Annotated in this window: 21 protein-coding genes; 14 read left to right on the forward strand and 7 right to left on the reverse strand. The window is 66.7% G+C overall.

Going from position 1 to position 24,071, the window contains the following annotated elements:
• Positions 1 to 45 precede the first annotated feature (45 nt).
• A complete protein-coding gene (locus HGB51_RS12245; protein ID WP_070206805.1) occupies positions 46 to 615 on the reverse strand; it encodes a TetR/AcrR family transcriptional regulator in 570 nt (189 codons plus the stop codon).
• 137 nt (positions 616 to 752) lie between these two features.
• On the opposite strand from HGB51_RS12245, the gene HGB51_RS12250 reads away from it, so the two are divergent.
• Together HGB51_RS12250 and HGB51_RS12255 are read left to right on the forward strand one after the other, a co-directional pair.
• Complete coding sequence (locus HGB51_RS12250) at positions 753 to 1,181, forward strand: DUF1801 domain-containing protein (RefSeq protein ID WP_070206806.1); 429 nt, start codon at positions 753 to 755, stop codon at positions 1,179 to 1,181.
• A gap of 94 nt (positions 1,182 to 1,275) precedes the next feature.
• Positions 1,276 to 2,448 carry a metallophosphoesterase gene (locus tag HGB51_RS12255; RefSeq protein ID WP_070206846.1) on the forward strand — a complete coding sequence of 391 codons (1,173 nt, stop codon included), beginning with the start codon at positions 1,276 to 1,278 and terminating at the stop codon, positions 2,446 to 2,448.
• Here HGB51_RS12255 and HGB51_RS12260 read toward each other — a convergent pair.
• Positions 2,411 to 3,817, reverse strand: coding sequence for a DUF2867 domain-containing protein (locus HGB51_RS12260; protein WP_070206807.1), 1,407 nt, complete (start codon positions 3,815 to 3,817; stop codon positions 2,411 to 2,413). The two genes, HGB51_RS12255 and HGB51_RS12260, sit on opposite strands and share 38 nt — an antisense overlap.
• A 10-nt stretch (positions 3,818 to 3,827) precedes the next feature.
• Positions 3,828 to 4,157 (reverse strand): metalloregulator ArsR/SmtB family transcription factor, encoded by a 330-nt coding sequence (locus HGB51_RS12265; protein ID WP_070206808.1) that lies wholly within the window; start codon positions 4,155 to 4,157, stop codon positions 3,828 to 3,830.
• A gap of 173 nt (positions 4,158 to 4,330) precedes the next feature.
• On the opposite strand from HGB51_RS12265, the gene HGB51_RS12270 reads away from it, so the two are divergent.
• The 8 genes from HGB51_RS12270 to HGB51_RS12305 all read left to right on the forward strand — a co-directional run bounded on the left by HGB51_RS12270 (position 4,331) and on the right by HGB51_RS12305 (position 14,083).
• Entirely contained in the window at positions 4,331 to 4,822 is a 492-nt protein-coding gene (locus HGB51_RS12270) for an RNA polymerase sigma factor (protein WP_070206809.1), read from the forward strand.
• Positions 4,819 to 5,880: a FecR family protein gene (locus HGB51_RS12275; RefSeq protein ID WP_070206810.1), complete on the forward strand. Its 1,062-nt coding sequence runs from the start codon at positions 4,819 to 4,821 to the stop codon at positions 5,878 to 5,880. The genes HGB51_RS12270 and HGB51_RS12275 overlap by 4 nt, the downstream gene beginning before the upstream one ends.
• A gap of 71 nt (positions 5,881 to 5,951) precedes the next feature.
• The gene (locus tag HGB51_RS12280; RefSeq protein WP_070206811.1) at positions 5,952 to 9,008 is read left to right on the forward strand and encodes a TonB-dependent receptor; all 3,057 of its coding nucleotides are present in this window, start codon (positions 5,952 to 5,954) and stop codon (positions 9,006 to 9,008) included.
• A gap of 57 nt (positions 9,009 to 9,065) precedes the next feature.
• Positions 9,066 to 10,433 (forward strand): CehA/McbA family metallohydrolase domain-containing protein, encoded by a 1,368-nt coding sequence (locus HGB51_RS12285; protein WP_070206847.1) that lies wholly within the window; start codon positions 9,066 to 9,068, stop codon positions 10,431 to 10,433.
• Positions 10,434 to 10,808: 375 nt separating this feature from the next.
• The gene (locus tag HGB51_RS12290) at positions 10,809 to 11,243 is read left to right on the forward strand and encodes a pyridoxamine 5'-phosphate oxidase family protein (protein ID WP_070206812.1); all 435 of its coding nucleotides are present in this window, start codon (positions 10,809 to 10,811) and stop codon (positions 11,241 to 11,243) included.
• 4 nt (positions 11,244 to 11,247) lie between these two features.
• A complete protein-coding gene (locus HGB51_RS12295) occupies positions 11,248 to 11,991 on the forward strand; it encodes a DUF72 domain-containing protein (RefSeq protein ID WP_070206813.1) in 744 nt (247 codons plus the stop codon).
• The gene (locus tag HGB51_RS12300) at positions 11,984 to 12,712 is read left to right on the forward strand and encodes a DNA-formamidopyrimidine glycosylase family protein (protein ID WP_070206814.1); all 729 of its coding nucleotides are present in this window, start codon (positions 11,984 to 11,986) and stop codon (positions 12,710 to 12,712) included. Before HGB51_RS12295 ends, HGB51_RS12300 begins: the two co-directional genes overlap by 8 nt.
• A gap of 144 nt (positions 12,713 to 12,856) precedes the next feature.
• A complete protein-coding gene (locus tag HGB51_RS12305; RefSeq protein ID WP_070206815.1) occupies positions 12,857 to 14,083 on the forward strand; it encodes an MFS transporter in 1,227 nt (408 codons plus the stop codon).
• 75 nt (positions 14,084 to 14,158) lie between these two features.
• Here HGB51_RS12305 and HGB51_RS12310 read toward each other — a convergent pair whose 3' ends face one another.
• The 4 genes from HGB51_RS12310 to HGB51_RS12325 form a co-directional block, all read right to left on the reverse strand.
• Positions 14,159 to 16,351: a TonB-dependent siderophore receptor gene (locus HGB51_RS12310; protein ID WP_070206816.1), complete on the reverse strand. Its 2,193-nt coding sequence runs from the start codon at positions 16,349 to 16,351 to the stop codon at positions 14,159 to 14,161.
• 328 nt (positions 16,352 to 16,679) lie between these two features.
• Positions 16,680 to 18,443, reverse strand: coding sequence for a malate dehydrogenase (quinone) (gene mqo / locus HGB51_RS12315; RefSeq protein WP_246233576.1), 1,764 nt, complete (start codon positions 18,441 to 18,443; stop codon positions 16,680 to 16,682).
• A gap of 137 nt (positions 18,444 to 18,580) precedes the next feature.
• A complete protein-coding gene (locus HGB51_RS12320) occupies positions 18,581 to 19,168 on the reverse strand; it encodes a hypothetical protein (protein WP_070206817.1) in 588 nt (195 codons plus the stop codon).
• Positions 19,169 to 19,224: 56 nt separating this feature from the next.
• Positions 19,225 to 20,130, reverse strand: coding sequence for a LysR family transcriptional regulator ArgP (locus HGB51_RS12325; RefSeq protein WP_070206818.1), 906 nt, complete (start codon positions 20,128 to 20,130; stop codon positions 19,225 to 19,227).
• A 130-nt stretch (positions 20,131 to 20,260) separates the two neighbouring features.
• Between HGB51_RS12325 and HGB51_RS12330 the strand changes: the two genes are divergently transcribed.
• The 4 genes from HGB51_RS12330 (at position 20,261) to HGB51_RS12345 (ending at position 23,960) form a co-directional block, all read left to right on the forward strand.
• Positions 20,261 to 20,896 (forward strand): LysE/ArgO family amino acid transporter, encoded by a 636-nt coding sequence (locus tag HGB51_RS12330; RefSeq protein ID WP_070206819.1) that lies wholly within the window; start codon positions 20,261 to 20,263, stop codon positions 20,894 to 20,896.
• Positions 20,897 to 21,057: 161 nt separating this feature from the next.
• Positions 21,058 to 23,046: an alpha/beta hydrolase family protein gene (locus HGB51_RS12335; protein WP_070206820.1), complete on the forward strand. Its 1,989-nt coding sequence runs from the start codon at positions 21,058 to 21,060 to the stop codon at positions 23,044 to 23,046.
• Positions 23,047 to 23,157: 111 nt separating this feature from the next.
• Positions 23,158 to 23,481, forward strand: coding sequence for a hypothetical protein (locus HGB51_RS12340; protein WP_141739046.1), 324 nt, complete (start codon positions 23,158 to 23,160; stop codon positions 23,479 to 23,481).
• 35 nt (positions 23,482 to 23,516) lie between these two features.
• A complete protein-coding gene (locus tag HGB51_RS12345; protein WP_141739047.1) occupies positions 23,517 to 23,960 on the forward strand; it encodes a hypothetical protein in 444 nt (147 codons plus the stop codon).
• Positions 23,961 to 24,071 lie beyond the last annotated feature (111 nt).

Below are 24,071 nucleotides of genomic sequence, written 5' to 3' on the forward strand. Positions count from 1 at the left end.
GAGCTAGTTGAGTGCGTAAGCACTCACTTAAAAGCACAGAAAACATCAACGTTGGATGCCCTTCCAGAACAGATCGAACCCGGCCTGCTGCAGGACATCGCGTTGTTCCGGCTGGGCCGCCATGGCTTCCAGCGTGGTTTCCAGCAGGGTGATCAGTACCCGGCCCAGATAGAACGACAGCCGCTCCGGGTCCACGTGCCGGGCCAGGCTCGCTTCCAGGGTCTGCAGGGTGGTGCCGAACAGGCCGGCGCAATGGGTGCGGGTGCAGTCGGTGATCCGCTCGGACACCTTTAGCTGGCGCAGCGCCATGCGGTCCACCGGGTGCGCCGCGCCCCAGACCAGCAACGCCTTCCACACATGCAGCAGCTGCTCGCGGACCTCGGCGTCGGACGGGAAGCTGCCGCTCACAGCCAGCGCCAGGCGCTCTTCAAGCCGTACGAACAGTGCATTGAGCAGCACGTCCTTGGTCTCGAAGTACGTGAACACCGTGCCCTCGGCCACCTTGGCCGCCTTGGCGATCTGCGCGGTCGACGCACCCACGCCCTGCGCAGCCACCAGTCGGGCGGCGGCATCCAGGATGGCGGTACGTTTTGCGTCGCTGAGCGGGCGGGCCATGGGACTATTTAGCTGAGTGGTTGCTCATTTATAGGCGCCATCGCGGTCCAGATCAAGCCCGCCGACCGCTGACAACGGCATCCGTTCAGGCACTATAGGCCGGGTAGAGCCGGGCTCTGCCCGGCCGAGGGAAACCCATGGCCACCTCCAACACCCCCGCGTCTCCGCGCCTGCTGGCCGGCGGCAACCCCCAGATTCCCAAAGGCGAGGGCGACGCCCCGGTCCAGGCCTGGATCGCCGCAGTGCCCGGCTGGAAGCAGGAAGCAGCCCGCCAACTCGATGCCCTGGTCGTGGCGGCGGTTCCCAAGGTCCACAAAGCGGTCAAGTGGAACTCGCCGCTGTACGCCGCCGAAGGCAAGGACGGTTGGTTCCTCAGCATGCATTGCTACGCGCGCTACATCAAAGTCGCGTTCTTCCGCGGCGCGTCGCTGGACCCGATGCCGCCGGAATCCTCCAAAAGCCAGGACACCCGCTACCTGCATGTGTTTGAGGATGTCCCGCTGGATGCCGCCCAGTTCACCCGCTGGGTGAAACAGGCCATGCGGCTGCCCGGCGAACGCATGTAGGCCGCTGCCGGAACCCACCTTTCCACTCGCCTGCGGTGGCAGCGGCAATCAACTTGGGCAAAGATGGTGCGCTGCATGATCGCCGATGGCGGTCATGCGTCCCCCATTGAAGACGGAACTGCCTGTGCTGAGTGTTGTTGGAGTCGTGCTTGCGTTGTATGTGGTGTGGCGGCTGATCTGGCCGTTGCGGGTGCCGGTCTCGGTACGTGGTCCGCTGGGCCTGCTGGTGCTGGCCCTGGCGCTGCACCACCGGATCGTGGCCCGGTTCGCCGGCACCATGGCCTCACCCGAAATTCCGAAGGTCGCCATCGCCATCCTGGCCAGTGGCTTCACCGCCCTGCTGCTGGTCGCCGTGTTCCTGCTGGTGCTGGATATCCTGCTGTTGCTTGCGCGCCTGCTGCGCCAGCCGCGTGTTGCCGACGCGTTGCGTCGCAGCTGGCTGCGTCCAGCCGCCGGTGTGTTGGCCCTGGCGCTCGGCATCTATGGCGTCCAGCAGGGCATGGCCGTACCGCAGGTGCGGCAGGTCGATGTCGCCATCGCCGGGTTGCCTGCGGCATTCGACGGTTACCGGGTACTGCAGCTCACCGACATCCACGCCAGCCGACTGCTCACCGGTGACTGGGTGACCAAGGTAGTTGCTGAAAGCAACGCACTGAAGCCGGACCTGGTGGTGATCACCGGCGACCTGGTCGACGGCAGCGTGCGCGCGCGCGCCAATGACGTGCGCTCGCTGGGCCAGCTGCAGGCACCCGACGGCGTGATCGCCATCACCGGCAACCATGAGTACTACGGCCAGTATGCGCAGTGGATGCAGGCCTTCCGCGGCCTGGGCATGACGGTGCTGGAAAACAGCCATACCCCGGTCATCCGCAACGGCGCGTCGCTCACCATCGCCGGTGTCACCGACCCGGTGGCCGCGCGTTACGGCCTGCCGATGCCGGACCTGAAGGCCGCCCTGTCGGGCGCAGATCCGAACGCGTCGGTGATCCTGCTGGATCATCGACCGAACCAGGCCGCTGCCAATGCCGCGCAGGGCGTGAAGCTGCAGCTGTCGGGGCATACGCACGGTGGCCATATCGTCGGCATGGACCAGTTGGTCAAGCGCGCCAATGGCGGCTATGTCTCCGGTCGTTATGAAGTGAACGGCATGACCCTATACGTGAGCAACGGCGCCGGGTTGTGGCCCGGCTTCGCGGCACGCATCGGCGTGCCGTCGGAAATCACCGTGTTCACCCTGCGGCGAACTGCAGCGGCAGGCTCGGGCTGAGTTCCGGCGCCACGGCATGGGCGACCGCCATGCGCAGCATCGTTGGGCTGATGTAGCGGCGGTGGGTACGGTCGATGGCGGCCATGTAAAAGCGGCCGAATGCGTTGTGGGTGCGCACGCGCGTGCCCAGCGAAATACGCACCTGGCCGTCGTCCAGCCGCTCCACCCGCACGCAGGAGCGGAACCGCAGGTGCCGGTCATCCGCGCCGAGCAGGACTTCGGCACTTCGGTCTTCGCGGCCCACCCGCTGCGCCAGTACCGGGAAGCGACCGGCGAACAGCTGGCCGCGGTCTTCGGACAACAGCGAGGAGACCGGGCAGCCCAACGGTGAGGTGCGCAGCCGCAGTGGCGCCACCAGCACGTTACGCACCGCCATCAGGCGACCCACATTGGCCGGTGGGTTGAGGATGAATCCTTCCAACACCGTTTCCAGCAGCTTCCGGGCCGAGTGGCCTGGCACCGCATGCGCGGGCAGCAGCAGCGAACCGTAATCCTGGTGATGGCTGCCTTCCGGCAGGGCCGCCTGCAGTAGGGAGTCGGCCGGCGCGGCACGCTGCTGGTGCAGGGGATACGCGTTCGGAAGACGGCTGACATAGCCGCGAATCGGGCGCAGCCGATGAAGCGCCGCACGCAGCCTGCCCACGTGGTCGCGGCTGTGTGCGCACAGCCGCCCGGCACACGAGCGCGACGGTGCATGCAGCGAAAGACTCACGCACGGCACGCGCTGCGGGTCGGTCTGGTCGAGCAGCGATTGCAGTGCGGGCGGCAGGGTGTCGGTGAGGCTGGGAAGGTCGGCGCTGTTGTCGGCCACCCGCGCGCGTTGCGCATCACTTAGCGGTCCGTGCTGGTCATTTGCATGGCAGGACAAGGCGAACAGTGCCGCGTGCGGCGCGCGCTGCGATACGAACTGGTGCCACGTGCCGCTGCCGAAGCGCACGGTAAACAGGCAGTCCGGTGGAATCTCCACGAAGCGAAGCGCCTGCACGAAGGCTGCTGGGTCGTGGTCCAGCTGGGTATCGGAAGCCGTGGAAAAACGCAGCTGCGCGCCGCCACTGCCAGACACGGCGGTGAACATGCGCGTACCGGCATGGCGATGGAACGGGTGGCCGTGCGGACCCACCGCAAACGAGTACAGCGACGACGGGTCCTGGTGTTCAACGTGCATGCCGCCAAGACGCGCCGAAGGTTCATCCAGTGCATCGACGAAGCGCGGATGCGCCGCCTGGCGGATGCCGGCGTCGCGCACCAGCTGGTCGCCGGCGCCAATGCCGAGCTGGGTGATGAGGGTCACTTCGACCGGGCTGCCGCCGCTGAAGGAGGGGAGGCTGATGCTTGGGAATGAACGGTCCGTGCGGGTCACTCCGGGCATGGCGGGCTCCTCAGTCCTGGGCGGGATCGGAATTCTTGCGGTTACGCGCCTTGGCGCGGCTTTCGCGTTGCAGCGGTCCGCCCACGGGGCACACCTCGGCGGCCCACGCGAACAGGGTGTTCGCCAGTCGTGCGGGCACCTGGCGGAAATACACGAACTGGCCGCGCTTTTCGCGTTCGATCAACCCCGCGTCCTCGAGGATGCGCAGGTGGCTCGACAGCGCCGGCTTGCTGAACTCGAAACGATCGCCCAGCTCGCCCGCGCTCAACTCGCCGCCATTGAGGTAGGCCAGGATCTGGCGGCGGGCGGGGGAGGCCAGGGCCTCGAAGATGCGGTCCATTCGGTTAGTTAATTAATTCGTTAACCAATTCTGCGCCCGGTCCTGCACCGCTGTCAAGCGGGTGCTGCGATGCAGGGCCGTCACCACCCCGTAACACTGAGCGCTTACCTTGCGCCGCACTTCAGGCGCGGGGCGGCACAGTGGCCGAGCAGGCAAGAGGGCGGCTGGCGCGGATGTTCGAGCAACATGCGCCGGTGCTTCGGGGGTTCTTCGTGCGCCGGGGGGCGCGACAGGACGCCGAGGACCTGGTGCAGGAGACGTATCTACGTCTGCTGCGTGCGCATGCGGGGCCTGGCGAGTCGATCGCCAACCCCGAGGCGTATCTGTTCACCGTCGCGCTGAACCTGGCGCGTGAGCAGGCCAGTCGCAGGCGCTGGGCCACCTTGCCGATCGAAGACATCGAACAGCTGGGCCAGGGCCTGGCCAGCGGGGAATGCGTGGAAGACGCCGCCGAACGCGAACAGCGCCGCCAGCGCCTGCAGGCACTGCTGGGAACGCTGCCCGAACACACCCGCGCGGTGCTGGTGATGCAGTACCGCGACGGGCTGAGCTACAAGCAGATCGCCGAGCGCATGGGCGTCTCCCCGCACATGGTGAAGAAGCACGTGGTGCGCGGGCTGTCGGTATGCCGCCGCGCGATGGGCGATGAGGAGGCACTGCGATGAGCGGGCCCACGCTGCACCCTGCCGCGCTGACCCAGGCCGCCGCGCACTGGCACGCGCTGCAACGCCAGGGCAATGTGTCGCCTGCGCAGCAACGCGCCTTCCTGGACTGGCTGCTGGTCTCGCCCGAACATCTGCGCGAGTACCTGGTCATCAGCGAAACCGCCGGCGCGTTGGGTGAGGCGCTGCGCGCGATGCCCGACGACCTGGACGTCCTGCTGGCCACGCCGGTGCCGCGCAGCGCCGACGACAACGTGGTGCAGCTGCCTGTACGTGGTGCGCCTGCGACCGCCCCGACGCAGCGTCGCAGGCGCCGTTTGCCGGCCCTTGCCGCCGCCGCCGCGCTGGTGCTGGCGGTCGGCATCGGCACGCCGCTGGCGTGGCCGCGTACCAGCCACTACGTTGCCGCCCACGGTCAGCCGCAACAGATCCGGCTGAGCGACGACAGCCTGGTCCATCTCGATGCCGACAGTGAACTGTCCGTACGCATGAGCCTGTTCGCGCGCCGGGTGGAACTGGAGCGCGGCCAGGCCAGCTTCGTGGTGGCGCCGGGCCGGCGCCCCTTCGCGGTGCATGCCGGCGGGCTCAAGGTGACTGACATCGGCACCACCTTCGACGTCTCGCTGCTGCGCGAGCAGGCTCGCATCGCGGTCAGCGAGGGTCGGGTGCAGGTGCGCGGCGACAGTGGCCGTGGCCGCCTGCTGGCCGACCTCTGGGCAGGCAAAGTGGCGCAGGTGGACTACCGCGACCAGCGCGTGCGGATCCTCGACGAAGACGCGGCCAGCATGACCGCCTGGTGGCAGGGCCGCGTGGTATTCCGCGACGAGCCACTGCGCGACGTGGCTGATCGCTTCAACCGGCGCAACACGCAGCGCCTGCGCGTCAGCGACGACGCAGGCACGCTGCGCATCACCGGCAACCTGCGTGCCGACGACCTCGGCTCGCTGCGCGCGTTCCTCGACCAGCAACCGGCGTTGCAGACCTCGCAGCAGGGCGGCCTCATCGATGTGCGCATGCGCACGCCGGGCACCGACGCTGTCAAAAAAAATTCATCGAAATAGCGGTGCCCGATCCGCGCGCTGCGGCCTCGTAGTTGGGGAAAGCCACCGCCATTCCCTCACTGGATCCCACGATGCGCCGCACTCTGTTCCTTTCGATCGCCCTTGCCCTGCAGGTCACCGCGACCACCGCTGCCGCCGAACCCACCCGTGTTTCCGCCGAGGCCATCGCCTCGCAGCCGCTGGACCGGGCGCTCAACGCGCTGTCGCGCCAGACCGGCCTGCAGTTCGTCTACAACACGCAGACCGCCGGCAACCCGCGCACGCCGGCGGTGCCGGCCGGGCTCTCCGCCGACGCGGCACTGGGCCGCCTGCTGGCCGGTACCGGGCTGCGCTACCGCTACCTCAACGCCACCACGGTGACGATTGAGTCGGACGCCGCGGGCACCGAGCCGAGCTCGGGGATGGCCACGCCAATGGCCGTGGCAGGCGCCCAAGGCGCACCGCTGCAGGCCGCCGCCACGGGCGAAGGCGTCAATCCGCAGAACCTGGAAACCATCCAGGTCACCGGCAGCTACAGCCGCAGCCTGGAGCAGGCAGTTGACCTGAAGCGCACCAACATCGGCTTTTCCGATTCGATCGTCGCCACCGACGTGGCCGACTTTCCGGAACAGAACCTTGCCGAAGCGCTGCAGCGCGTGCCGGGCGTAACCATCGAACGCAGCAAGGGGCTGGGCACCAAGGTCAACGTGCGCGGCCTGCCGTCGGAGTACACGCTGGTCTCGATCAACGACCTGGCTACCGCGTCGGGCAGCGGCGGCCGCGACGTCGAGTTCGACATGTTCGCTTCCGAGATCATCCAGCAGGTGACGGTGCAGAAGTCGCCGACCGCCGCCGACGAGGAAGGCGGCATTGCCGGCTCGGTGAAGATCAGCACCGCGCGTCCGTTCGACTACAACGAGCGCAAGCTGGTGGTGGCGGCCGAAGCCGCGCACAACAGCATCTCCGAAGAAGTGGATCCGCGTTTCGCGTTCCTGGCCGCCGACACCTGGGGCGACTGGGGCGGCCTGGTGTCGTACTCGCAGTCCAAGCGTACCAACCGCACCGACTCCACCTCGGGCATCAATTTCCGCCCGATGTCGCGCTTCCTCAGTGCCTCCGGCACCCGCGGCACCCAGGCGCAGGCGGTGCTGGCGCGCGACGCCGGGGTCAACATCGTCAACCGCAACGACACCGATGAAACCAACCTGGTCGTCTTCCAGGACAAGGTCGGCGACCGCGTGTACCTCAACGAACAGGACAAGTGGGGCGCCACCGCCTCGCTGCAGTACAAGCCGAACAGCAGCTTCAGCCTGACCTTCGACGCGATGCTGGGCGGCTACGATTCCACCGAAGACGAGTACGATGCCGCCGCGTACTCCGCTTCCAGTCGCAGCACCCTGGACACCATCCACGAGTACGACGCCACCACCCTGTCCGAGTACGGCATGGTGGTACTACGCGATGTCTCCTACACCGCCACCCAGCACGAGATGCTGAGCAAGGAGCGGATCAACAAGACCGACTACAGCCAGTACAGCGTTGCGATGGACTGGAAGGGCCAGGACTGGTACGTGGACGCCATGGCCGGTTACTCGGGCGCGGAGAAGACCTCGGACTACTCCAATCTCAAGCACGTGGCCTATGCGCCGTCGCGCACCCGCTGGACCGGCCGCAGCGGCGAGACCGTTCCCAGCACCCCGGGTGGCTTCGACATGTACAACGCCTCGGACAAGTACCTGTTCGAGGCGTACGAAACCACGCTGGAGAAGGTGGACGACGACAAGTACGCCACCCAGGTCAACGTGACCCGCATGCTCGACCTGGCCTTCCTGCCGGCGCTGCGCGACATCAAGTTCGGCGCGCGCTATACCGACCGCTCCAAGCAGCGCCAGTACGGTGAGCTGAAGATCACCGGTCCCGGCCCGGGCAGCAGCGCGTGGGTGAACACCCGCACCATGGCCGACAGCCCGTTGCAGTCGATCGGCGACATCGTCCCCGGCGGCGGCTACACCATCAAGGACCTGGACTGGCAGCAGGTCTCCAACGACTACGCACGCCGCGCGTTCCGCTATGACGGCTTCTACACCCCGTTCGACGCCGGCCAGTTCTACCAGGTCGACGAGAAGGTGATGAGCCTGTACGCCATGACCGACTTCGCGTTCGACATCGGCCACGTGCCGGTGACCATCAATGCCGGTGCGCGTTACGTGGACACCAAGGTCAACTCGTTCGGCTACCACCCGATCCAGCGCCCGGACGGGAGCACCGGCTACACCGACGCCCCGGTCTCCAAGGACGGCAGCTACGACGACCTGCTGCCCAGCTTCAACATGACCGCGGAACTGTCGCAGGGCCTGCTGCTGCGCGCTGCGGCGTCCAAGGTGATGATGCGCCCGGCACTGACCGACATCGCCTACAAGCGCACCGCCAGCTGGGGCTCGTACCGCTTCACCGACGGCAACCCGGAGCTGAAGCCGACCTATGCCAAGCAGTGGGAAGTCGGCCTTGAGAAGTACCTGGACAACGGTGCGCTGTTTGCCGCGTCGTACTTCCGCAAGAACATCGACGGCGTGGTGATCAACTCGCTCACCGGCGTGGTCGAAGACGTGGCGGTATACAACGCCAACGGCACCCTGAACGGCATCTTCGACTTCGACGTGTACCAGCCGGTCAACGCCAAGGGCTCCTACCAGGTCGACGGCGTGGAACTGGTCGCGCAGCTGCCGCTGGGCATGTTCACCCCGGTGCTGGAAGGGTTCGGCATCAATGCCAACTACACCATGCTGGACAGCTCGCTGGCCGGCGAGTCCGACCTGGGCATCCGCACCCCGATGCCGGGCCTGTCCGAGAAGACCTGGAACTTCACGGCCTACTACGAGAACGACCGCTTCGACGCGCGCGTGTCTTACAACCACAAGGACGAGTACGTGGAGTCGATCGGCTATGACATGTACCCGATCTGGCGCGATGCGTATGGCCAGATGGATGTCTCGATCGGCTACCGGATCACCGACAACATCAAGATCAGCCTGAAGGGCATCAATCTCACCAACGAGATCACCAGCGGCTACACCATGGACCCGTCGTTCCCGACCATGTACGAAGCCTCGGGTCGCCGCATCAGCCTGGGCCTGCGTGCCGACTTCTGATTGATCTCCCCCTGCCTGTCGCCCGCGCGGCAGGCAGGGGGCCTGCAAGGAACCTTCATGCGTACTCTTCTCCTGCTGGCGCTGCTCGCGCCGGCCCTGGCCAGTGCGGCCAACACCGACCCCGATGCCGGCCGCGACTGGCAGCCCGGCGACCATCACGTCCATAGCGAATGGAGCATGGACTGGGACCGCAGCACCACGCCGCCCACCCCGATCCGCGGGGGCGATTCGTCCTACACCCGTACCCGCAACGCGCAGCAGGCACGCCACTTCGGCCTGCGCTGGATGGTGCACACCGACCACGGCGGCCCCGGCCACTCGGCGGTGACCCGCGACCACGCCTATCCCGCATTGCTGCAGGCCCGCCGCGACGTGCCCGACCTGATCCAGTTCAACGGCATGGAGTTCGACGTGCCGGCCGGCGAGCACGCCTCGCTGATCATTGCGCCCGGTCCGAAGGAAGGCGAGCAGTTGTTCGCCATCGAACGCGACTACAGCCGCGGTGAGCCGCTGCAGGAAGGCAGCCGTGACACCCACCAGCACATGCTCGACGCGCTGGCCCACATGCGCGGCCTGCAGCCGCTGCCGGTGATGCTTATCAACCACCCTTCGCGAACCGCGACCGGGGTGGGGCAGTGGGGAGAAGTAACGCCGGCCGAGCTGGTCGCGTGGCACGCCGCAGCCCCGCACGTACTGGTCGGCATGGAAGGCGCACCGGGCCACCAGGCCACCCGCACCGAGCGGGGCCTGTACCGCAATGCGGCGGCGCCGACCTTTGGTGGCTTCGACCAGATCACCACGCAGGTGGGCGGCGTGTGGGACCAGATGCTGGCCGCCGGCACCCGGTTCTGGATCACCGCCAGTTCCGATTCGCATGTGAACCAGCGTGATGGGGGCAGCGACTTCGACCCGGGCGAGTACAGCAAGACTTATGTGTGGGCACGGCCTGAGGCCGGGGACATCATGGGCGGCGTGCGGGGCGGCCGCATGTTCGCCGTCACCGGCGACCTGATCGATGCAATGGAGTTCAGCGTGCGGGCCGCAGACGGCGGCAAGGTAGCGCGTATGGGCGACGCGTTGGCGATCCCGGCTGGCAAGCCGATGCGGATCCAGCTGCGCGTGCGCCGGCCGGAATCGGCCAACGCGGTGGGCCAGCATCCGGCGCTGCGGCAGATCCAGCTGATCGTCGGCAGTGGCGGTGCAGATGCACCGAAGATGCAGACCCGCCGCTTCACCGCGAAGGACTGGACGCAGGAAGGCGAGTGGTACCAGATCGCGTGGGAGCTGCCTGCACCGGCCGGCGGCAGTTTTGTGCGTGCGCGCGGCAGCAACACCGATGAACCCACGCCGCTGGCCGATATCAAGGGCGAGGATCCGTGGCAGGACCTGTGGTTCTATTCGAATCCGGTGTTCATCACGCGGTGAAACGCTGCGGGCGGTGGAAGCGCCGGGCGTTGCCCGGCCGGTTTCGATCAACGGTCATGCGTTACCGGGCATTGAACATCTATCGGCGGTTGTTTGGGAACCAACCCTACCGATGCGGCATTCCGGCGTTCTGGCATGCCGTCGTCCGTCGGCATGCGTACGGGGCAACGGAACGCGAGGTCATCCTCCGACGCGCACGATGCTTCGTCGGTAGGGTCGCATCCCGATCGACCGCACGTAACGGCGCCACGCCCGATGGGGCGTGACCTCTGAACGCAGTAGCGCTCTGCCCCGTGAACGCCGTGACAGCACCCCTGCACGACCCGGTCACGGCCACGCGCTGACCCTTGGTTCACACGTTTCCCGGAGCCATCGATGACCACCCTGACCCTGCATGACCTGGCCAAGAAAATGGCCGGTATCGACTTCACCATGCTGCAGACGTTCGCCGACAACGGTGAGATCGCCGGTCGACCGATGAGCAACAACGGCGATGTCGACTACGACGGCGACAGCTGGTTCTTCGCTCTCGACAGCACCGACATGGTCCGCGAGCTGCAGGCCGAACCCAAGGTGGCGCTGAGCTTTACCGGCAGCAAGGGCCTGCTCGGCAAGCCGCCGCTGTTCGTGTTCGTGCAGGGCAAGGCCCGCCTGGTGCGCGACAAGGAGGTCATGCGCGAACACTGGCAGAAGAGCCTGGAGCGCTGGTTCGAGCAGGGCATCGATACGCCGGGTCTGGTCCTCATCCACGTCCACGCCCACCGCATCCACTACTGGGACGGCGAAGACCAGGGCGAGATGCGGCTTTGAGGCCATGCATGCGGTCACCCGCCCGCTGATCGGCTGCGCCGGCTGGTCCATCCCCAGCCGGTACTCCGACCTTTTCGGCCCGGGCGAGAGCATGCTGGCACGCTATGCCACCCGCTTTCCGGTGGTGGAGATCAACTCCTCGTTCCATCGCCCGCACAAACTTGCGACATACGAGCGCTGGGCGGCCACGGTGCCCCCCGCGTTCCGCTTCTCCGTGAAGCTCCCGCGCACCATTTCCCACGATTCGGGCCTGGTCGGGGTAGGCAGTTTGCTGGATCGTTTCCTCGATGAATCCCTGGGGCTAGGCACCAAGCTGGGCGGATTGCTGTTGCAGCTCCCGCCGTCACTGGCACTGGATCCGCGCAGGGCCGCCAGCTTCTTCCGCGCACTGCGCCGACGCACCGCCGTGCCGCTGGTCTGCGAACCCCGGCACGCCAGCTGGTTCACTGCACCTGCCGATGCGCTGCTGCTACGCCATGATGTTGCGCGCGCAGGCGTGGACCCTGCACGGGTACCGTCGGCCGCGCACCCAGGCGGCGCGTCCCGTTGGCGCTACTGGCGCTGGCATGGATCGCCGCGCATCTATTACAGCGACTACGGCGAAACTGCGCTCGCCGATCTGGCCGATCTGGCCGATCAGGTGGGGGCGGTGGCAGCGTCGCCGCCGTGGGTCATCTTCGACAACACCGCGCACGGCTTCGCCGTTGCCAATGCTGCACGCCTTCAGGAGCTCACCGCCGATGCCTGAGGGCCCTTCCATCGTCATCCTGCGCGAGGCTGCGGCGAAGTTCCACCGCAAGACCGTACGCCGCGCCATCGGCAACAGCAGCCTGGACCTGACCCGAATGGAAGGCCGGCGTGTGTTGTCCCTGCGCAGCTGGGGTAAGCACTTCCTGATCGAGTTCAGCGGCTTCAGCCTGCGCGTGCACATGCTGATGTTCGGGAGTTACCGAATCGACGAGCGCAAGCCCGCGCCCCCTCGTGTCTCGTTGCAGTTCGACAACGGCGAGCTCAACATCTACGCCTCTTCACTGAAGTACATCGAAGGTCCGCTCGACGACAGCTACGACTGGCGGACCGACGTGATGAACGATGCCTGGGATCCCCGGTTGGCCCGGCGGCGGCTGAAACTTCAGCCCGATACGCTGGTCTGCGATGCGCTGCTCGACCAGGACCTCTTCGCCGGGGTCGGCAACATCATCAAGAACGAAGTGCTGTTCCGCCAGCGCGTGCACCCCGAGTCGCGGATTGGCGACCTTCCGCCGCGGGTGCTGGGCAGGGTCATCACCGACGCCCGCGAGTACAGTTTCAGGTTCCTTGAGTGGAAGCGTGCCTTCGAGCTGCGCAAGCACTGGCAGATCCACACGAAACGAACCTGCCCCAACTGCGGCGGGCCGGTCTCAAAGACCTATCCGGGCAAAAGCAAGCGGCGCACGTTTTTCTGCCCGAACTGCCAGGTCCGTTACTGAGCCGCCTGCCGATGACGCCGTGACGACACGATGTGGAGGCCGGATGGCGTAGGCTGCGGCCCCATGACCCATCCCACCCCCGCCGCCCCCACGCACGCAGTAGCAGCAAACGCGCCCGTTGCGTCCGCGACACCGACCCGCTCGATGATTGTGGCGGGCCTCTCCACCGTGGTGGAGTGGTACGACTTCACGCTCTACCTGTACCTGGCCACGGTGCTGTCGCGGGTGTTCTTCGGCGGTGGCGAAAATGCGTTGCTGGCCACCTTGGCCGGATTTGCGGTCTCCTACCTGATGCGCCCGCTGGGTGCGCTGTGCTTCGGCCACCTGGGCGACCGCTTCGGACGGCGGTACATGCTGCTCGCCTCGATGGCGTTGATGACCGTGGCAATGCTGGCCACCGCCTTGCTGCCCACCTTCGACAGCATCGGCACCACCGCAGGCGTGCTGTTGCTGCTGCTGCGCTGTGTCATGGCGTTCTCGGTCGGCGGCGAATACACCGGCGTGGTCGCCTACCTTCTGGAATCGGCACCGCTGCGCAGGCGCGGGCTGGTCACCTCGCTGGCGTCGGCCGCGAGTGAGGTCGGGGCGCTGCTCGCGGTGGCCCTGTCAGCGCTGACCGTTGCCCTGCTCAGCACCGCGCAGCTGGACGGCTGGGGCTGGCGCATTCCCTTCTTCGTCGGCGCCGCCTTGGCGGGCGGCATCCTGCTGGCGCGCTCGACCATGCACGAGTCGCCCGAGTTCGAACGCCAGGTGGCAGCCGGCACCGTGCCGACCTCGCCGATCCGCGATACCTGGCGCTTCCATCGTGGCGCGGTCGCCCGCACCTTCGCCATTTCCGCGCTGGGCTCGATCACCTACTACGTGGGCATCACCTACGTGCCCGCGTTCCTCGGCTCGGCAAGCGACATCGGCGAATCGCAGGCGCTGTGGTTGTCCACCGGCGCGGCGGTGGCGGTGATCCTGGTGACGCCGATGGCCGGCGCGCTGTCGGACCGGGTAGGGCGCCGACCTGTGCTGATCGGCCTGGCGCTGCTGTCGGCCCTGTTGCCGTTGACCATGTTCGGCGTGATGGCCAGCGGTACGGCCGTGCAGATCGGCCTGGCCGCCGTGGTGCTGGCCTGCCTGGCCGGTGGCGTCAGCGCGGTGGCCGCACCGGCCACCGCCGAGCAGTTTCCTGGTGAAGGCCGGCTCAGCGGCCTGGCCCTCGGCGTGACCATGGCCACCGCCTTCTTCGGCGGCGCCACGCCGCTGATCGCCGAACTGCTGGTACGCCACACCGGTTGGGCCGCAGCACCGGGCGCGATGATCGCCGCGGTGGCGTTGCTGGTGTTGCCGGTGATGTGGGGGCTGCGCGAAACCCGCCCGACCTGACGCCGGGCGACGCCGGTAGAGCCAGGCCCTGCCTGGCTACCGCAGCGGGGCAGAGCCCCGCTCTACCGCCCTGGGTCAGAACTTCCAGCGCAGGCTGGCCGACACGAACCGCGGCTCACCGTAGTTGTTGTAGTCCAGGTTCGCCCAGTAGGTTTTGTCCAGCGCATTGCGCACGTTGAGCGACGCGCTCCAGCTGTCATTGATCGCGTAGTTGGCGTGCAGGTTCACCAGCATGTAGGCCGGCTGTTTCACCGTGCGCGTGCCGCCCAGCGGGTAGGGAATGTTGTAACCCTCCACCTCGCTCTGCCAGGAGAAACCACCGCCCACGGTCAGCTTGTCCAGCACGCCGGGCAGGCGCACGCTGGTGTTGAGCTGCAGCAGGTCTTCCGGCGGATTGGCGTACAGCATGTCGGTGGCGGCGCGGGTCACCTTGACGTGGGTGAAGCCGGCATTGACCGTCCAGCCCGGCATCACTTCACCGTTGATGTCCATTTCCCAGCCGCGTGCCTTGGTGCCGTTCACGCCGATGTAGGCCGAGCTGCCATCGCTGAGGCTGCCGTCCGGCACGCTCATGTCGCGCACCGCGTAGTTGTCCTGCTTGGCTTCGAACACCGCGGCATTGGCGGTCAGGCGGCCGTCGAACCACTGGGTCTTCAGGCCGGCTTCCAGGTTGGAACCCTGCACCGGGGCCAGCAGGTTCTCGTTGCGGTCCTTGTAGTTCTGCGGGTTGAAGATTTCGGTGTAGCTGCCGTAGACCGACACGTTGGGATTGATGTCGTACACCAGGCCGACATTCGGGGTGACTTCGTCGCTGACCTTGTAGGCACCGCTGGTGGCGGTGTACGCACCGGCGGCATTATATGCACGGGTCAGGGTTTCCCAGCGGCTCAGGCGTGCACCGGCGATCAGTGAGAGCGGATCGGCCAGGCGCAGGCGGGTGGCCAGGTAGAAGCCGCTCTGGGTGGTGTGGGCGACGCGGCGCGCGCCGGTACGGCTGTAGGTCACCTCGGAGATGTCGCCGTTCCAGGTGTACACGTTCGGGATGTAGTAGCAGCGCTCCGTGCCGCAGCGGGCCCAGTCGCTCGGGTAGCGCAGCGCGATGGTGTTGGTGGTCCCTTCGAGGTCGGACCACTGCGCGCCGACGGTGAGGTCGTGCTCGCGGCCGAACAGCGGGAAGGTGCCGCTGAGGTAGGCGTCGACGTTGCGGCGCGTGTCTTCGGAGTCGCCGGCGGCGGCGCGCAGGAAGATGCCGGCGCCGGTGTCCGGGTTCGGGTTGCCGGTGCCGTACAGGCGCACGTTCTGCACGTTGCCGCGGGTGTAGGCGGTATTGATCTTCAGCAGCCAGTTCTCGCCGAAACGCTGCTCGAGGTTGGCGAAGGCGGTGCTGGTTTCGCGCTTCCAGTAGCTCCACTTCGGCGACAGGTTGGTTTCGCGCGGCAGGTGGGCGAAGTTGCCCTGGCTGTCGAAGAACGGCACGGTGCCCCAGGTGGAGCCGTACGGGTTGTTGTCCTGGGTCTGGTAGCCGACGGTGACGATGGTGCTGTCGGTGAGGTCGCCTTCCAGCACGGCCATGCCGGCCATCTTGTTTTCGTCGTAGCGGTCGTAATACAGCCCGCGGTCGGTGTAGGCGGCGACCACGCGGCTGCGGAAGCGGCCGTCGGAGGTCAGCGGTGCGTTGACGTCGGCTTCCATGCGGCGGAAGTCCCAGCTGCCGGCGCTGACCGCGAAGGAGGCGTCGAAGTCCTTGCCGGGGCGCTTGCGCAGCAGGTTGACGGTGGCGGAGGGAATGCCGGCGCCGCTGAGCAGGCCGTTGGCGCCGCGGATGACCTCGATGCGGTCATAGAAGGCGGTGTCGTATTCCTGGTTGGTGGAGCCGCTGTAGGTGGGGATGCCGTCGACCTGGAAGTCGGTGATGGCAAAGCCACGGGCGTAGTAGAGGGGGCGCTGGGTGTCGTAGAAGGACACGCTGACGCCGGTGACGTTGCGCAGGACGTCGTTGATGCTGAAGAGGGCTTCGTCCTGGATGCGCTGCAGGCCGAGCACGGTGGAGGACTGGGGGGTCTCCTGCAGGCTGATCGGCAGGCGGGTGGTGCTGGAGGGCGCACGCTGGGTGCTGACCACGTTCACCTTGTCCAGGGTCTTGGCGTCGCCAGCGGCGTCAGCGGTCTCGGCCAGTGCCAACGGCGAGGCAAGCGAGAGGACGGCAAGGACTGCCAGACCGAGCGGGGCGCGGCGGACGGGGCGGGACAGGGGCGAACGGAAGGACATGTGGGGGGTCTCAGCGGCAGGAGGCGGTGCACAACGGGACGCAAATGTAAATCGTTCGCATTCTAATTACAATAATTTAACGTAGCTGAAAGCGTCGGCGCGTCGCTTCTATCGCTCGGGGGCGCGGGGCGGTAGGGCATAGCGGGGCACGCGTGAACCCATCCATGGGGCTCTTCGCAGCTCCTGCTGCTCAAGGCCCCGCTATGCCCTACCGCCCCGCGCCCCCCACACATTGGGGTGGCGGACGGGCAAGCATGAAAAAACCGGCCAGTGGCCGGTTTTTCTTTACTCGTAGAGCGGGGCTCTGCCCCGCTGCTCTGATGCTGGCTTACAACGCCTGCATCTCTTCGTTGGCGTTGCGCTTTTCCTTCACCGGCGCGGCCGGGGGCGGGGTCAGCATCACCGCCGGGCTGGTTTCCACCGGCACGTCCAGGTACGGAAGCTTCAGCGCTTCGCTGGTCTGGCGGCGCACGTCGTTGGTCAGCGCGGCGCTGTCATTGAGCTTGCGGCCGTAGGACGGCACGATCTCGCGCAGGCGGGCTTCCCAGCCCGCGGCCATCTGCGCGGGGAAGGCTTTCTTGAGCAGGTCCAGCATGATCGGCGGCGAGGTCGACGCGCCCGGCGAGGCGCCGAGCAGGGCGGCCAGGGTGTGGTCCTGGTCGGTGACGATCTCGGTGCCGAACTGCAGCACCGCGCCCTTTTCGGGATCGCGCTTGATGATCTGCACGCGCTGGCCGGCCGTGACCAGCTTCCAGTCTTCGCGCCTGGCGTTGGGGAAGTACTTGACCAGCTCGGCCTGGCGGTCGTCGTCGTTCAGGCGCGCCTGGCCCATCAGGTACTTCACAAGGTCCAGGTTCTCCATGCCGACGTCGAGCATGCCGGCCACGTTGTTGTGGTTGACCGAGGAGTACAGGTCGAACCACGAACCGTGCTTGAGGAACTTGGTGCTGTACAGCGCGAACGGGCCGAACAGGACCACCGGCTTGCCATCCAGCTTGCGCGCGTCCAGGTGCGGCACCGACATCGGCGGCGAACCGGTTTCGGCCATGCCGTAGGCCTTGACGCTGTGGCGCCCGGCGATCTCCGGCGACTGGAAGGCGAGGAACTGGCCACCGACCGGGAAGCCGGCGTAGTTCTTCGATTCGGGAATGCCCGAGAGCTGCAGCAGCTTGAGCGCGGCACCACCGGCGCCGATGAACACGAAGCGCGACTTGAGGGTGGACTCGGTACCGGCGTTGAGGTCCTTGACCGTCACGTTCCAGGTCTTGTCGTCGTTCTGGCGCAGCGCCCGCACTTCATGCTCCAGGTGCAGGCTGAAGTTCGGGTTGCGCTGCAGGCCGGCGGTGAGCTGGCGGGTGATCACGCCGAAATTGACGTCCGTGCCCAGCGGCATCCAGGTCGCGGCGACCTTCTGGCCGGGGTCGCGGCCTTCCATCAGCAGCGGCGCCCACGCCTTGATCTGCGCAGGATCTTCCGAGTACTGCATGCCGTAGAACAGCGGGTTCTTCACCAGCGCCTGCTGACGCTTGTGCAGGTAGGCGATGTTGTCAGCGCCCCACACGAAGCTCATGTGCGGGGTGGGGTTGATGAAGTCCGAAGGCTGGCTCAGGCGGCCTTCCTTCACCTGGTGCGACCAGAACTGGCGCGAGATCTCGAACTGCTCGGCAATGCCGACCGCGCGCTTGGTCTCGATGCTGCCATCGGGCAGTTCCGGGGTGTAGTTCAGTTCGGCGAAGGCCGAGTGCCCGGTGCCGGCATTGTTCCAGCCGTCCGAACTTTCCAGGGCAACGCCGTCGAGGCGCTCGAACACCTGGATGTTCCAGTCCGGCTGCAGTTCCTGCAGGAAGGTGGCCAGGGTGATGCTCATGATGCCGCCGCCGACCAGGACCACGTCCACCGGCTTGTCGTTGCTGGCGGCCGGGACCGAACGCTGGTGCAGCGGCCAGTACAGGAAGACGGCGGCGGCGATCAGCAGCAGGGCGAACAGGGCAAGGACAACCTTCGCAACCTTCCTGCGACCGGCGCCCTTGGCCGGGCGTCCATCGGAACGTTGCTGTGCGACGTCCGAAGGCGTTCCAGACGATTTCGTCATGGGAATTCTCTTCAGTGGGGAGAGGGGGGCAGGATGGCCACGTTCCGGGGAAGAAACGTGAAGAAACAAGCGTTTGGCGCATCCAGACCGCTATTTTAGCCCGTTCCGGTACGGATTTGGTGCAACGCAGCATCGCGTCAATCGTTGCCCATCGTGAAGTATTCGGCCAGGAAGTAGCCGCACTGATAGAGCAGGGCGAGTGCCGCGAGGACCAGATGCCACTGTCGCGAACGGCTTGCGATGCCCATTCCGGCGATCGCCAGCATGATCCCGGTGTGCACCGGGTAGGCCTCGCCCAGCATCTGCCAGCGGCTGTGGCCCTTGATCGCGGTGTCGCCCAAGTCGAGCAGGGTCACCAGTGCCAGCATGCCGAAGAAGCCTGCCCGCCGTTGCAGCAGGTACTGCTCGTAGCTGCCGTATTCGCGCAGGTCGTCGGGAAACAGCAGCACGCACAGCATGTACCAGCTGGCGCTGTAGGCGATCACGAACAGGTACAGGCCGAACGTCCATTGCCGCACGCCGGCCAGGCGGAACTCCCACCACCAGAAGGTCACCACCGACACCAGCGTCCACAGCACCCAGCACAGGTGGATGCCCGACCAGCCGCCGCGCCGCGCCGGGTGCTCGATGATCGAGGCCAGGCCCTTCACCAGCGTGGTGATGCTCAGGCCGAGGATGATGCTGAGCACCACCCGGATATGCAGGTAGACCGGATCCGATTCCATCGTCACGCCCCCGCCGGGAATGGCGTCAGCCTGCACGACCCCGCGTCACGGCGTCGTCACCGCCTGCGCCGCACCAGCGTGGCCGATGCCGCCAGCACCGCCTTGGTCAGCAGCGCCATGGTCTGCACGTCGCCCTTCCAGTGCTGCCAGTACAGCGGCACGTCTTCCCAGGCGCGCGGTTTCATCAGCACCAGCCGCCCGGCCTCCAGGTGACGCTTGACCAGCGGCAGCGGGTTCATGGTCCAGCCCAGCCCGCCGAGGTTGGCCTGTACGAAGGCGCGGGTGGAGGGAATCCACCAGGTCGGCGCGGTCGCGGGCAGCTCTTCGCCGGCCAGGCGACGGGCAAAGCGCGCCTGCAGGTCGTCCTTGCGGTTGAACACCAGCACCGGCGCCTGGGCCAGCGACTGGGCGTTCACCCCCTTGGCGAAGTACTTCTCATGGAACGCCGGGGTGCAGGTTGCGGCGTAGCGGATGCTCCCCAGCGGGTGGATCTGGCACCCCTGTACCGGTTCGTCCAGCGTGGTCACCGCGCCCAGCACGGCGCCCTGTCGCAGCAGCGCCACCGTGTGGTCCTGGTCTTCCAGGCGAAGGTCCAGCGTGGTGCCGGTCTGCTCGGCAAAGCGCAGCGCGGCGTCGGTGAACCACGTTTCCAGGCTGTCGTGGTTGACCGCCACGGGAATGCTGGCGTGGGGCAGGTCCTCGTCGGCGATGCCCATCCGGTGCAGCGCGTCGTGTTCCAGCAGTGCGGTCTGCTCGGCCAGCTGCACCAGCACCTGGCCCTCCGGGGTCGCCACTGCCGGCGAGGCGCGCTTGACCAGCAGCCGGCCGACCCGGTCCTCCAGCGCCTTGACCCGCTGCGAGACCGCGGAGGCGGTGACGTTGAGGGACTGCGCGGCACGGTCGAAGCTGCCCTCGCGGATCACCGCCGCCAGGGCGCGGAGCTGGGCATGGTCGATACGCATCGTCTTAAGTTCCGCTAAAGATGGTTAAGTAAGTTTAGCTCTACTTTTTCATGTTGCGGCGCGACAATACGCGCCATCCGGTGCTGTACGCCTTGGCGAGGCACCGCCCCCCGCACTACAGGTGGCAACCATGTTCTCCTTCATTTCCGGCGGCCCCGGTCTGGCCGCGTGGTTCAGTGGCGCCGCTGCCGGCATCGGCCTGTTCGCCGTGGTCGGCGCGCAGAGCGCCTTCATCCTGCGCCAGGGCATCCTGCGCCGGCACATCGTGCCGGTCGTGGCGACCTGTGCCGCGATCGATGCGATCTTCATCTTCGCCAGCGTGGCCGGCCTGAGCACGCTGACCCGCGCGCTGCCGTGGCTGACCACGGTGGTGCTGTGGGGTGGCGTCACCTTCCTGGCCTGGTACGCCTGGCAGTCGGCGCGCCGCGCGCTGGCCGGTACCGGTGGCATGCAGGTCGACGACAGCGACAACAGCTCGCGCCGCGCGGTGCTGACCGCTGCGGTCGGCTTCTCGCTGATCAACCCGCATTTCTGGCTGGACATGATGGTGATCGGCTCGATCGCCGACAACTTCGGCAATGCGCGCATGGCCTTCGCCGCCGGCGTGGTCACCGCCAGCTGCCTGTGGCTGACCGCGCAGGGCCTGGGCGCGCGCATGCTGGCCCCGTTGTTCACCAAGCCGAAAACCTGGCGGATCCTGGACGGCACCATCGCCGTGATCCTTTCCATCCTGGCCCTGAGCCTGGCGTTCCGCGGCGTGCATTGATCTCTCTCTCTCTCCGTCAATGCACGTCTAAATGGCACCGCTCGCGGTGCCATTTTCTTTTTCAGGACCGTTCCCGTCGCTGACTGCCGGGACTGGCTCACCGAAGGTGGATCTGTCTACACTTCTTCTTCACGGACAGGGTGTCCGGAGGGAGGGGAAGGATGAAGTACTCGAAGTGGGTGGCCCTGGCCGCCATGGCCCTGCTGTGCGGGCCCGTCACCCAGGTGGCCGCGGCCGGGCTGGACCTGGAGCACTATCTCAAGCGCGAAACGTTCACCGACATCAAGCTGTCGCCCGGTGGCGACTACTACGCCGCGACCGTGCCGATGGAAGACCGCACCGCGTTGGCGATCCTGAGTCGCGCCACCGGCAAGATCACCGGCTCGTTCGTGCCGCCACGCAACAACCACGCCTCGGACTTCTACTGGGTCAGCGACAAGCGCGTGCTGATCGGCCTGGCCGAAAAGTCGGGCAGCCTGGACACCCCGCGCCTCACCGGCGAACTCTACGCGATCAATGCCAATGGCGGCGGCGGCGAGCTGCTGGTCGGCTATCGCGTGGAAGGCAACGGCCCGGGCACCCGGATCCAGCCGAAGAAGGTCGAAGCGGTGGCCGCGTTCCTGATCGACTCCATGCCGCAGGAAGAGCGCAATGTGCTGGTCTCGGTCTGGCCGTTCTCCGAAGACCCGTATACCCGCGTGGACCGGCTGGACATCTCCAGCGGCCGGCGCGTGACCGTCGCCCGCTCGCCCGTGCGGCGCGCTGACTTCACCAGCGACCCGGGCGGCCAGATCCGTTTCGCACACGGCGCCGGTGCCGACAACGTCAACAAGCTGTACTACCGCGACGCCATCAACGATTCCTGGAAGCTGGTCAACGATGAGGCCGACACCGGACGCATCGAAACCGCGATGGGTTTCTCCGAAGACGGAAAGACCGCCTATCTGCGCGTGCAGCAGGCCGATGGTCCGGACGCCATCGTCAGCTGGGACCCGGTCACCGGCACGCGCAAGCCGCTGCTGCGCGACCCCGTGGTGGACCCGGACCGCCTGATCTACCGCCCCGGTACCCGCGTGCCGGTGGGCGCGCTTTACTTCGGCGACACCCCGCGCACCCGTTTCTTCGACGAGACGTCGGCAGATGCGCGCCTGTACCGCAGCATGGAAGCCGCGTTCGGTGGCGATGCGGTGTTCATCACCTCGAGCACCCGCGACGGTCGCCACGTGCTGGTTGAAGCGTGGTCGGGCCGCAATCCGGGCGACTTCTACATCTTCGACACCGTGGATAAGAAGGCCGAGCACCTGATCAGCCGCAGCGACTGGGTCGACCCGGACAAGAGCGCAAAGGTGCAGCCGTTCGCGTTCAAGGCGCGCGACGGCATGGAGCTGCATGGGTACCTGACCCTGCCGACCGCAGCGGCGGGCGCCAAGCCGCCACTGGTGGTGATGCCGCACGGGGGGCCGTTCGGCGTTTTCGACGACGGCAACTACAACACCGAGGCGCAGATGCTGGCCGCGGCCGGTTACGCCGTGCTGCAGGTCAACTTCCGTGGCTCGGGAAACTACGGGCGCGCCTTTGAGCATGCCGGCGCCAGGCAGTGGGGCGCGGCGATGCAGGACGACGTCACCGACGCTACCCGCTGGGCCCTCGCGCAGGGCCACGCCGATGCCGGCAGGGTCTGCATCTACGGTGCCAGCTACGGGGCGTACGCGGCCATGATGGGCGCCGCCCGCGAACCGGGCCTGTACCGCTGCGCGGCCGGCTACGTCGGGGTGTACGACCTGCCGATGATGCACACCACCGGCGACATCCAGAAAAGCGGCTCCGGCAGCACCTACCTGAAGGAATGGCTGGGCAGCCCTGCCGAGCTGGCCAGCGTGTCACCGGTGAACATCGCCGAGCGCATCCAGGTGCCGGTGTTCCTCGCCGCGGGTGGCGAAGACGAACGCGCTCCGATCCAGCACACCAAGCGCATGGAAGCGGCGCTGCAGAAGGCGGGCGTGCCGGTGGAATCGCTCTACTACGGCACCGAAGGGCACGGCTTCTACACCGACCCGCACCGCCGCGAGTACTACGGCAAGCTGCTGGCGTTCCTGTCGCGCAGCCTGGGCGGCAGCACTGCCGCCGCAGCGGCGCCGGCGTCGCCCTGATCAGTGTGGTCCCGCAATGACCCGGCGGCACCTTAGGGTGCCGCTTTTCGTTGTGCGCACAATCGGCCTAGAATCGCTGGCCGGGCAGGGGGTCCGGTTCAGGGGGACGGGATGCGCAGGATAACGATGGTGGCGCTGCTGGGCGTCGCTGCTGCAGTGCTGTCGGCCAGCGCCGGCGCAGTGGATCTGGACCGGTTCCTGCGCGAGGACGCATTCACCACGCTCAAGATATCGCCGGACGGCACCTATGTGGCCGCCACGGTGCCGCTGGAAGATGCTACCGCCGTGGCGATCCTGCGAAGCGCGGACATGAGCCTGGTCGGCTCGTTCCGACCGCCGCCGAAGAACCATGCCGACACCTTCGACTGGGTGAGCAACCAGCGCGTGGTGAAACGCTTGAGGCACGCGTCGATACCTTTCGATGCGGTAACCTGAGTGGAGATGGCAGGAAACCTTGGCTTGGAGACGCCATGACGTTCAAACGTGTTTCTGCGGAGTCCGTTGAACTGGAAGTCGGTATTGTGGTCGGCTACGAAGCCAAGGGCGTTCTCTTTTTTCCCTGGGCGGAAACCAAAGTCGTTGGAGCCCAGTGCAGCATATGCAATGCCATCGCTTGGGTGTATCAGCGACGGGATCCAATATTGAACGAGGCGGTACCAAAAGGGGTTCCGGAAAGTGGTGACGGGTACCGTCGATATTTCCACGAAAAAACGTCGCGGTTTCTTGGTTCCATACCGCCGTGTCCCAGCTGCGGCTCCTCTGACTATGATCGATTTGTCACCAACTTCAGTCTCCCAAGGTTCCTGGATGGTACAGAGCCACCGGCTGCGCCTTCGAGTGCGAATGTGATGCGCGCAGACCCGAGTGCATATGAGGTGCTTGTGCTGCAGCCAGATCACATCGTCAAGGTTTAGGCCTCCGGACACAGCGATCAACCGTAGCGTGCGGACGCGCCGAGGTTCAGCAGGCTCGCAGCGAAGCGCATGCCGGTGGAGTCGCTCTACTACGCCACCACGGCAACGCCC

Origin of the sequence: Stenotrophomonas bentonitica (assembly GCF_013185915.1) — a bacterium.
Taxonomy (GTDB): domain Bacteria; phylum Pseudomonadota; class Gammaproteobacteria; order Xanthomonadales; family Xanthomonadaceae; genus Stenotrophomonas; species Stenotrophomonas bentonitica.

What these genes read in the sequence shown, in the direction of transcription:
- HGB51_RS12245 (WP_070206805.1), bottom strand. Translation starts at nt 615, where the DNA reads ATGGCCCGCCCGCTCAGCGACGCAAAACGTACCGCCATCCTGGATGCC.
- HGB51_RS12250 (WP_070206806.1), top strand. Translation starts at nt 753, where the DNA reads ATGGCCACCTCCAACACCCCCGCGTCTCCGCGCCTGCTGGCCGGCGGC.
- HGB51_RS12255 (WP_070206846.1), top strand. Translation starts at nt 1,276, where the DNA reads ATGCGTCCCCCATTGAAGACGGAACTGCCTGTGCTGAGTGTTGTTGGA.
- HGB51_RS12260 (WP_070206807.1), bottom strand. Translation starts at nt 3,817, where the DNA reads ATGCCCGGAGTGACCCGCACGGACCGTTCATTCCCAAGCATCAGCCTC.
- HGB51_RS12265 (WP_070206808.1), bottom strand. Translation starts at nt 4,157, where the DNA reads ATGGACCGCATCTTCGAGGCCCTGGCCTCCCCCGCCCGCCGCCAGATC.
- HGB51_RS12270 (WP_070206809.1), top strand. Translation starts at nt 4,331, where the DNA reads ATGTTCGAGCAACATGCGCCGGTGCTTCGGGGGTTCTTCGTGCGCCGG.
- HGB51_RS12275 (WP_070206810.1), top strand. Translation starts at nt 4,819, where the DNA reads ATGAGCGGGCCCACGCTGCACCCTGCCGCGCTGACCCAGGCCGCCGCG.
- HGB51_RS12280 (WP_070206811.1), top strand. Translation starts at nt 5,952, where the DNA reads ATGCGCCGCACTCTGTTCCTTTCGATCGCCCTTGCCCTGCAGGTCACC.
- HGB51_RS12285 (WP_070206847.1), top strand. Translation starts at nt 9,066, where the DNA reads ATGCGTACTCTTCTCCTGCTGGCGCTGCTCGCGCCGGCCCTGGCCAGT.
- HGB51_RS12290 (WP_070206812.1), top strand. Translation starts at nt 10,809, where the DNA reads ATGACCACCCTGACCCTGCATGACCTGGCCAAGAAAATGGCCGGTATC.
- HGB51_RS12295 (WP_070206813.1), top strand. Translation starts at nt 11,248, where the DNA reads ATGCATGCGGTCACCCGCCCGCTGATCGGCTGCGCCGGCTGGTCCATC.
- HGB51_RS12300 (WP_070206814.1), top strand. Translation starts at nt 11,984, where the DNA reads ATGCCTGAGGGCCCTTCCATCGTCATCCTGCGCGAGGCTGCGGCGAAG.
- HGB51_RS12305 (WP_070206815.1), top strand. Translation starts at nt 12,857, where the DNA reads ATGATTGTGGCGGGCCTCTCCACCGTGGTGGAGTGGTACGACTTCACG.
- HGB51_RS12310 (WP_070206816.1), bottom strand. Translation starts at nt 16,351, where the DNA reads ATGTCCTTCCGTTCGCCCCTGTCCCGCCCCGTCCGCCGCGCCCCGCTC.
- mqo (WP_246233576.1), bottom strand. Translation starts at nt 18,443, where the DNA reads ATGACGAAATCGTCTGGAACGCCTTCGGACGTCGCACAGCAACGTTCC.
- HGB51_RS12320 (WP_070206817.1), bottom strand. Translation starts at nt 19,168, where the DNA reads ATGGAATCGGATCCGGTCTACCTGCATATCCGGGTGGTGCTCAGCATC.
- HGB51_RS12325 (WP_070206818.1), bottom strand. Translation starts at nt 20,130, where the DNA reads ATGCGTATCGACCATGCCCAGCTCCGCGCCCTGGCGGCGGTGATCCGC.
- HGB51_RS12330 (WP_070206819.1), top strand. Translation starts at nt 20,261, where the DNA reads ATGTTCTCCTTCATTTCCGGCGGCCCCGGTCTGGCCGCGTGGTTCAGT.
- HGB51_RS12335 (WP_070206820.1), top strand. Translation starts at nt 21,058, where the DNA reads ATGAAGTACTCGAAGTGGGTGGCCCTGGCCGCCATGGCCCTGCTGTGC.
- HGB51_RS12340 (WP_141739046.1), top strand. Translation starts at nt 23,158, where the DNA reads ATGCGCAGGATAACGATGGTGGCGCTGCTGGGCGTCGCTGCTGCAGTG.
- HGB51_RS12345 (WP_141739047.1), top strand. Translation starts at nt 23,517, where the DNA reads ATGACGTTCAAACGTGTTTCTGCGGAGTCCGTTGAACTGGAAGTCGGT.